Source organism: Secundilactobacillus hailunensis (genome assembly GCF_005405185.1).
Lineage (GTDB): Bacteria > Bacillota > Bacilli > Lactobacillales > Lactobacillaceae > Secundilactobacillus > Secundilactobacillus hailunensis.
In genome coordinates this window covers 1-8534 of sequence record NZ_BJDO01000067.1, presented here as the reverse complement: position 1 = coordinate 8534, position 8534 = coordinate 1, and the positions used below count along the sequence as shown (strand labels likewise).

Below are 8534 nucleotides of genomic sequence, written 5' to 3'. Positions count from 1 at the left end.
TTGAAGCTTAGTCATAAAAAATCACCTCATCATAATTGATAAGGTGATCATACTGCGCCGTTAGACGCATTCATAGACGTTCGGTTATAGTGTGCTTACATTTAAATTAGTGATGATATGATATTTTTCTTCAACCATTATAAATGAACGTGCATTTTTCTCACTTAAAAGTGAACAATCATCATGAACGGAAGCGTACCGATAATACCGCGATTTTGCAGATGTGAATGAAAGCTAATTGTCCGTCATTGTGACCAAATTTGCTGTACCGGTCCATTTCGCGTGTATAATTGTCACTCAAAAGGGGTGAAGCTTATGGCGAAGACAGAACCTGCTAAACAGCAATCTGGCGGATTAAAAAATCGGCATGTGCAAATGATTGCCTTAGGCGGCACGATTGGGACCGGTCTGTTTTTAGGGGCTGGACAATCCATTCATTTGGCCGGCCCGTCAATTTTACTAGCTTATCTGATCGCTGGTATCGCGTGTTTTCTACTGATGCGCGCACTGGGTGAATTATTGTTATCTGATTTAAGCGCGCATTCCTACATTGACTTTATTAAAAAATACCTGGGTGAACGCTGGAGCTTTATTGCTGGCTGGACTTATTGGGTCTGTTGGTTGAGCATTGCCATGGCTGATCTGACAGCTTCCGGGCTTTACATGAAGTTTTGGTTTCCGCAGTTACCGCAGTGGGTCACGGGGTTAACGATTCTACTGATCCTAGTGCTGATCAACGCGGTGACGGTTCAGGCATTTGGTGAAACCGAATTTTGGTTTGCAATTGTTAAGGTCGCAGCCATCATTGCCTTGATCGTTATTGGTATCGTGCTAGTGGTCATTCAGTTCAAAACACCAGTGGGTCATGCTTCAGTCATGAATTTAGCCGATGGTCACTTTTTTGCCCACGGGGCTAAGGGATTTTTCCTTTCATTTCAAATGGTCTTATTTGGGTTTATTGGTATCGAAATGGTGGGGATGACTGCTTCAGAAACCAGTGATCCTAAAACAATTATTCCTAAAGCTATCAACGAGATTCCGATGCGGGTGATCCTGTTTTACTTGGGATCGTTAATGGCGTTGATGTGTATTTATCCTTGGCACTATTATTCACCCGATCAAAGTCCGTTCGTGGAAGTCTTTTCAGCCATTGGCATCAAATCAGCGGCTGCCATTATTAACTTCGTGGTCTTAACGGCGGCAGCTTCAGCCTGCAATAGTGCCTTGTATACGACTGGGCGGATGTTATTTTCCCTTTCCTATGGTGGTAAGACTAAATTGGCGAAACGGTTAGGCAAGCTGTCACGAGCACAGGTACCGGTTAACGCGCTGTTCTTTTCAGCGATTATTATTGCCATCGTGGTCCTGCTGAACTTGTTCATCCCAGGTAAGGTGTTTACGTTGATTTCAAGTATTGCTACGACCTGCTTTCTGTTTATCTGGGGGTCAATTGTTCTGACCCATATTAAGTACAAACGTGCAACTGCGGCTGGGCAGGCAAAACAAGTCAGCTTTAAAATGCCGTGGGCACCGTATTCAGATTACTTTGTGCTGCTGTTTCTCACAATGGTCTGCATCGTACTGCTATTCCGGTTTGAAACGCTGGTCGCACTCATTGGGTCAGTTCTTTGGCTATTTGGGCTTTGGCTGTTTAAAACGGGGATGGATCGCTCACAGGCGAGAAGGCTTAAAAAATAGATTGCTTAAAATCGGGACGATTCGGTTCCGGTTTTTTTATTGATTTCAGTGACTTCTTAACGAGGCCTTTGAAAACACGAGTTCTTTCCTATCCGTGGTGTAACATGGTAAACTAATAGGGTGAAGTTTTTTCAAACGAGCTAATTTTGAATAAAGAAGGGGTTCAGCGTGCAACTGTATTTCACTGCAGATACGCATTTTTTTCATAAGGATTTACTCGGTAATAATGATTTTGCACCGCGACCGTTTAAATCCGTCGAAGAGATGAATCAAACCATTATTGACCATTGGAACGCACGCGTGACACCGGAAGACACGGTGTATCATTTAGGTGATATCGCCCTGTACTTCATTCGACCAGAAAAAGCAGCTCAGGCGGCAATTCTGGACGTGCTGAATCAATTAAATGGCCACCTGATCCTTATCAAGGGGAACCACGATAACCGTGCGCTGTTTAAGTACTTGGCGCAGCACAACTACACCTATGGCGGTAAGCCCAAGTTTCAATTTCATGATGTGGGCGCCATCATCAAAGTCAATCACCGTCAGTACTATATGACGCACTACCCAATGATGATGGGGATCGTTAAACAGATCATTAATTTACACGGTCACATTCACCACTATTCTGTCAACATTAAAGAGGATATCAACGTGGGTGTGGATACACCTGAAACCGATTATTTAAAGCATAAGCCACCCTTTGGCACGCCCTTTTCCATGGCGGAGATCGAAGAAATGGTAGCCGGCAAATATAATGATTTTCAAAAACGCAAATAAAGACATTAGAGGAGTCGAAGGATGACTGAAAAAATTACAATTTTACACACCAACGACCTTCATTCCCATCTCGAAAATTGGCCGAAGATCCGCCGCTATCTAACTGAAGAACGGCAACGCTACGAAGCGGCTGGTCATCAAGTCCTCACTTTTGATATCGGCGACGAGATGGACCGTGCCCACCCGCTAACTGAAGCGACTAACGGTCAGAGTAACGTGACTTTGATGAACCAGATTCACTATGACGGTGTGACAATCGGCAATAACGAAGGTCTGGGAAATTCTAAGAAGCAGCTCAACCATCTGTATGATCAGGCTAATTTTGATGTGATTTTGGGTAATCTCTTAAATCTGCCGCAAACAATTCAGCCTAAATGGGCACTGCCTGGCAAGGTGATCGTCACAAAAGCGGGTACCCGGGTGCTGGTGTTAGGGTTAACGGCACCGTATACTTTAACATACCCGTTACTTGGTTGGCAGCCAATTTCGGTGGAACGGATGCTGCCGCACTTGCTCAAGCAATTTGAAGGGCAGTACGACTGCAGTATTTTGCTGTCACACTTGGGACTGGACGTTGATCGTTGGATCGCTAAGCGGTTCCCGGAAATTAACGTGGTCTTGGGCGCGCATACCCATCATTTATTGCCGCATGGCGAATATGATCAAACAACCATGCTGGGAGCAGCTGGTAAATACGGCGAGTACATTGGTACGATTCAGCTGGAACTGACGGACCATCAGATCGTGAAGTCCTCAGCTTCAGTTGTTCAAACTGCCAATCTGCAAGCGGCAACGAATGATCGGCAAGAAATTGAAGGGTATCAAAAACGCGGCGAGCAGCTCTTGGACGAAAAAAAGGTCGCCGACTTACCCGTGGCCATGGAAAAGAATTGGCAGGGACATTCCCGTCTGGTGAGTGAAGGATTAGCTGCTCTGGAAGACTATGCGGATACGGATGCAGCCATTTTAAACGGCGGTCTATTTCTGCAGGACCTCCCAGCTGGTATTATTTCGCGTAACCATTTGCATAAAATGCTGCCGCATGCCATGCACGTCATGAAGGTGACGTTAAGTGGCGATAATCTATGGCGGCTGGTTCATGAGATGGAGAAAAATCGGCGGTTCTTAACGCGGTTTCCGATAAAGGGAATGGGGTTTCGCGGTAAAGTGTTTGGCGCATTGAACTATTCTGGTATTACCTACAATGACTATGATGGCACGGTTCTTTTCCGTGGTGAATCGCTGTCACCATTGCGCGCATACACCGTGGCCATGCCAGACAATTACTTGTTTATTCCGTTCTTTCCTACGATTTCGATCGTTGGGCAAAATGAAATCTTATATGGTAAACTTTTAAGAACAGTCTTTGGCGATTATCTTGCTAAACAATATCCAATTAGAAAGGAGGGGTACCATGGATAAAAAATCTTTGCAGACCTTGATTGACGATGCCCGTGCCAGCCGTGATCCTGGTGGGGTGATCGTGGCTGTTGATGAGACCCATTATCAGATCAACGATCATCCGTATGAGCTGGTGGTGAACTATCGCGATGGGTTTGATCGCGTGGAATTGAGTGACCGGTTCAATACTTATTTTTCCCGCTATGATTATTTAGTCGGTGATTGGGGCTTTGGTCAGTTACGGCTGCGCGGTTTTTATGACGATAAGCGCAACGTTGCCGGAGAACTCAAAATCGGCGCGTTGCAGGATTATTTGGACGAAGCCTGTAATACGGGCAGTCCTTATTTTGTGATGCATAATGAAGATGCCAAGGTTGTGATTCCTAAGCGGACGACACGGCAGCGTGAGAATCATCACCGGTCTAACCGTAATCAAAATAACGGTGGAAAAGCGCAGAATCGCAATCATTCTGGTAGCCAGACTAAAAAAACGAAACAACCCGAACATAAGGCGAAACAGACGAAACCTAAAAATCGCCAGTCGGAACCAGCAACTGCCAATAAGCGGACGCATACTAAACGTCAAAACCGATCAAGTCATGGTCAGCAAAAGGCGTATACGGTCGAAAAGGTTAAACCGATCAAAAAAACACCTGTCGGTCAGCGTCACGGTGCAGTTAAGACGGTTGGCCGCAGTCAGCACCGTAAATTTACAATTCGAGAAAAAGAGGATTAGCGTTTGATGCAAAAACATTATGATGGCTACTTTATTGATCTGGATGGCACAGTCTATGCTGGCAAACGGCGTATTCCAGCCGCCAAACGGTTTGTTGAGCGGCTGCAGGCAGCCAATAAGGATTTTTTGTTTGTCACGAACAATACGACCAAACTACCAGTGGACGTGGTCGATAATTTGGCTACTAATCACGATATCCATGTCCAAGCAGCGAACATCTATACTGCCGGGTTAGCAACGGCGGACTACGTAGCGGGGATCGCTAAACCTGGTCAGAACAAAGTTTATATTATTGGTGAGATCGGGCTGATTCAGGCCTTCTTAGATAAGGGGTTTGAACTATCTGAACGTCACCCGGACTTTGTGGTGGTTGGCCTGGATTCGGATGTGACCTATCATAAATTTGAACTGGCTACCTTAGCTATTCGGGCTGGCGCTAAATTTATTGGTACTAATCCGGACTCCAATATTCCTAACGAACGCGGTATGCTGCCTGGCGCGGGTTCACTGGTTGAAATGGTGGCGTATACCACGCAGCAGCGGCCAATTTACATCGGTAAGCCAGAGACGATCATTATGGCGAACGCGTTAAGGGTCATGGGGTTAGACAAGTCGCAAGTTTTGATGGTTGGGGACAATTACAAGACGGATATCACAGCAGGTATTCGCTTTGGTGTGGATACGCTGCTGGTTTATACGGGGTTATCGACCCGCGAGCAGGTGGCGCAGCAAAAGATTGCACCAACCTATGAGATCGACAGTTTAGACGAATGGTCGGTGGCAGATGAGTAGAATAAAAATCATTTTGCAGTGGACCGTCCTTTTTTTGGCAATCATATCAGCGGTGATCTTTATCACCATCAATAGTGTCTGGCTTTACTGGCTGAATGTACGTCTGGGACATTTGTCACGAATCGTTCAGATTTCAAGTAGTCGAATCGTGCAAAATTACATGCAACTGCTGGGTTATCTGCAGCTACCGTGGATCACTAGGCTGGATATGATGGATTTCCCGACGTCTCCCAGTGGGTTGCAGCACTTTATTGACGTGAAGCACTTATTCTTATTGAATAATGGGGTGCTGATCGTTACCATCTGGCCAGCCATTCATTTTCTCCGGTCATTATCGCTTAAAAAAATGATGTGGAAACTTATCCGGCCGTTTCAAACTGCTGCCGTGGTCCCTATTTTGGCGGGGTTGCTCATGTTAGTGAACTTTAACCAGTTTTTTATTGATTTTCATAAGGTCCTGTTTCGCAACTCCGACTGGTTATTCGACCCCCGCTTTGACCCGGTGATCTTAGTTTTACCAGAGAGTTTTTTCTCGCAATGCTTCCTACTCGCATTTGGTTTATTTGAACTGATGATGCTGTGGGGCGTTTGGCGTGGTAGACGAACTTTCTTAGATACTAAAAAAACGCTCTAGAACGGTTTTGAATAACCGGCTAGAACGTTTTTTAGTTGAATCGTTTTAATCTTCTTCCTTGGGAGTTTGCATACGACTTCTAAGTAATCCGATAAAGGCTGGAATCATGGACACAATAATGATGCCGATGACGACCAGTGAGAAATGGGCTTTGACGAAGCCAATGTTACCGAAGAAGTAACCGCCACCGCAGCACAGGAGGACCCAGCAGATGCCGGCAGGAATGTTATAGCGTAGAAAAGAGCGGTAGTCGTAATCTGAAGTTGCTGCAACAAACGGGACAAAGGTTCTGATGATCGGCATAAAGCGCGCTAGGAAGATTGCAATTTTACCATGTTTTTCAAAGAATTTTCGGGCGGACGCGAGATTTTCTTCTTTAATAAACCGACTAAAGAATGGATGGTGCGTGATGGCAATCCCGAAGCGGCGACCAATAAAGAAGTTCGTCGAATCGCCGCCAATCGCTGCCAGTAAAAAGATAACGGTAAACAAACCAATACTTAAGTGATAGTTCGGATTAGCAGCCAAAGCAGCTGCTGCGAAGAGTAGTGAATCACCGGGTAGAAATGGCAGGATCACCGCACCAGTTTCAATAAAGATAACGAGAAACAAAATGCCGTATGACCAGCCGCCGAAAGTATTAACGATGCTCACCATGTGGCTGTCAATGTGAAGTACGAAATCAATTAATTGGCCCATAATTTAAAAAGTTTCCTTTCAAGGTTTAAGTTGCTGACATTGTATCAAAGAATAACCGGGTGTCAAAGCCTTTTAAATGGATTTAAGTAAATCGTAAACGTGCAGTTAAGTAACATGAGAGCAAAAAACTGTTTTGAATAGTAGTTAGAAGTTAAGCCTTAGCCGCATAGATCCAGTCACTAAGCATGGATTGTGTTACAATTTCGTATGACTTAATTGGCGTCTAACAAGCTGCAGTAATCAGTGACTAGCCTGTTGTTTCCAGAGCTTGAGACTTGCTTTTCGCTATATTTCATGGATAATAGATATGAAAGAAAACTTGGAGGTTATTAATGTGAACTATCCACAGTTACAACCCGATAAGGCTAACGGCCCCCGGGCTACCATCCATACATCAATGGGTGATGTTGTGATTCAATTGTTCCCAGAGCAAGCACCTAAAGCGGTTGAGAACTTTGTGACTCTTGCTAAGCAAAAATACTATGATGAAGTGATTTTTCATCGAGTAATCAATGATTTTATGATTCAAGGCGGTGATCCAACCGGTACCGGCATGGGTGGATCAAGCATCTGGAATGAGCCGTTTGAAGATGAGTTTTCAAAGGAACTTTATAATCTTCGCGGTGCGGTTTCGATGGCTAACAGTGGTCCTAATACGAATGGCAGTCAGTTCTTTATCGTTCAAAATCAACATATGTCTGATCAGCTGACAACTCAAATGAAGGATGCACACTTTCCCGAAGAAATCGTGACGGCATATCAAAAAGGCGGTACGCCTTGGCTAGATTTTAGACATACTGTTTTTGGTCAAGTCGTTGAAGGTATGGCAGTTGTTGATAAGATGGCAACGGTGAAGACGGATGAGTCTGATAAACCGTTGGAAGATATCGTTATTGAATCAGTCAGTATTGACGACTAGGACGATTGATAACTGAGCTTGGGGTGCGAAGACCCTGAGCTTTTTATTTTAACTATCTTCTATAGTAGAAGAATGCAAAAAGGAGGTATTGAAAGATGCGTATTGGTGATCACGTTCATGGTACGGTCACGGGAATTCAGCCTTACGGGGCTTTTGTTAATCTCGGTCACGACGTACAAGGCTTAATTCACATTTCTGAATGTCATTACGGGTTTGTTAAAGATATTCATGATTACTTATCGGTAGGTGATGAAATCGACGTTGTTGTTTTAGATATCGATGAATTTACGGGTAAAATTTCGCTTTCGCTAAGGTGTTTAGAAGAACCTCAGGTACCATTAGCACCAGTGGCCCCTCAAAACCAGGGACATCATAAGCATTATTGGACCAATCGGAACGTTCATGAAGGATTCAAACCGATTCAGAAAAGACGGCACGCTTGGGAACAAGAGGCTTTGAGAGAGTTCGTTGCAAAATAATTTGATTAATTTATTATTTTTCCTTGACCCTGTCGCAGATAGCTGGTATTATTTTATTTGTTGTCAAAGAGCACAATATTAATTGATTGAATTTATATTCAGACGGTTGATATTCAATCGCTCTTTTAGGATAACAGATGGCTCATTAAATGAGTTGTTAATGTGAATGAATAAAGATTCAAAAAAGCGTTGACAATTTTTTCTAACTTAGTTATACTAATTGAGTTGAGTCATCTTGTAGACCTTTGAAAACTGAACAAAGTTTTGTTTCACAAATGTGCAGGGCATATCAGCTTCGGCTGATATCAAATGTAATTTGCGAAGTCAATTTCGCTAGTAATATTAATGAGTCACAAACAATCATAAAATGAGAGTTTGATCCTGGCTCAGGACGAA

9 protein-coding genes are annotated in these 8534 nt (G+C 44.0%); 8 read left to right on the top strand and 1 reads right to left on the bottom strand.

Annotation, left to right across the window (positions count from 1 at the left end; translation table 11 throughout):
- The first annotated feature begins 315 nt into the window (after positions 1-315).
- From FFM73_RS11650 to FFM73_RS11625, 6 genes are all read left to right on the top strand, one after another.
- A complete protein-coding gene (locus tag FFM73_RS11650) occupies positions 316-1698 on the top strand; it encodes an amino acid permease (protein ID WP_137631848.1) in 1383 nt (460 codons plus the stop codon).
- Positions 1699-1872: 174 nt separating this feature from the next.
- The gene (locus FFM73_RS11645; RefSeq protein ID WP_137631850.1) at positions 1873-2478 is read left to right on the top strand and encodes a metallophosphoesterase family protein; all 606 of its coding nucleotides are present in this window, start codon (positions 1873-1875) and stop codon (positions 2476-2478) included.
- A gap of 21 nt (positions 2479-2499) precedes the next feature.
- The gene (locus tag FFM73_RS11640) at positions 2500-3900 is read left to right on the top strand and encodes a bifunctional metallophosphatase/5'-nucleotidase (RefSeq protein ID WP_137631847.1); all 1401 of its coding nucleotides are present in this window, start codon (positions 2500-2502) and stop codon (positions 3898-3900) included.
- Positions 3893-4615 (top strand): YutD-like domain-containing protein, encoded by a 723-nt coding sequence (locus FFM73_RS11635; protein ID WP_137631846.1) that lies wholly within the window; start codon positions 3893-3895, stop codon positions 4613-4615. Before FFM73_RS11640 ends, FFM73_RS11635 begins: the two co-directional genes overlap by 8 nt.
- A gap of 6 nt (positions 4616-4621) precedes the next feature.
- Positions 4622-5407, top strand: a complete 786-nt coding sequence (locus tag FFM73_RS11630) for a TIGR01457 family HAD-type hydrolase (RefSeq protein WP_137631849.1) — start codon at positions 4622-4624, stop codon at positions 5405-5407.
- 1 nt (position 5408) lies between these two features.
- Positions 5409-6041: a TIGR01906 family membrane protein gene (locus tag FFM73_RS11625; protein ID WP_171001289.1), complete on the top strand. Its 633-nt coding sequence runs from the start codon at positions 5409-5411 to the stop codon at positions 6039-6041.
- Positions 6042-6086: 45 nt separating this feature from the next.
- Here the strand turns inward: FFM73_RS11625 and FFM73_RS11620 are convergent, their stop codons facing one another.
- Complete coding sequence (locus tag FFM73_RS11620) at positions 6087-6740, bottom strand: VTT domain-containing protein (RefSeq protein ID WP_137631844.1); 654 nt, start codon at positions 6738-6740, stop codon at positions 6087-6089.
- A gap of 334 nt (positions 6741-7074) precedes the next feature.
- On the opposite strand from FFM73_RS11620, the gene FFM73_RS11615 reads away from it, so the two are divergent.
- Both FFM73_RS11615 and FFM73_RS11610 read left to right on the top strand, forming a co-directional pair.
- Positions 7075-7659, top strand: a complete 585-nt coding sequence (locus tag FFM73_RS11615) for a peptidylprolyl isomerase (protein ID WP_268920529.1) — start codon at positions 7075-7077, stop codon at positions 7657-7659.
- Positions 7660-7754: 95 nt separating this feature from the next.
- Entirely contained in the window at positions 7755-8138 is a 384-nt protein-coding gene (locus FFM73_RS11610) for a CvfD/Ygs/GSP13 family RNA-binding post-transcriptional regulator (protein ID WP_137631842.1), read from the top strand.
- Positions 8139-8534 lie beyond the last annotated feature (396 nt).

Excerpts from the sequence above, each read along its gene's own strand:
- FFM73_RS11635 (WP_137631846.1), top strand. The coding sequence starts at position 3,893 with ATGGATAAAAAATCTTTGCAGACCTTGATTGACGATGCCCGTGCCAGC.
- FFM73_RS11620 (WP_137631844.1), bottom strand. The coding sequence starts at position 6,740 with ATGGGCCAATTAATTGATTTCGTACTTCACATTGACAGCCACATGGTG.
- FFM73_RS11640 (WP_137631847.1), top strand. The coding sequence starts at position 2,500 with ATGACTGAAAAAATTACAATTTTACACACCAACGACCTTCATTCCCAT.
- FFM73_RS11610 (WP_137631842.1), top strand. The coding sequence starts at position 7,755 with ATGCGTATTGGTGATCACGTTCATGGTACGGTCACGGGAATTCAGCCT.
- FFM73_RS11630 (WP_137631849.1), top strand. The coding sequence starts at position 4,622 with ATGCAAAAACATTATGATGGCTACTTTATTGATCTGGATGGCACAGTC.
- FFM73_RS11650 (WP_137631848.1), top strand. The coding sequence starts at position 316 with ATGGCGAAGACAGAACCTGCTAAACAGCAATCTGGCGGATTAAAAAAT.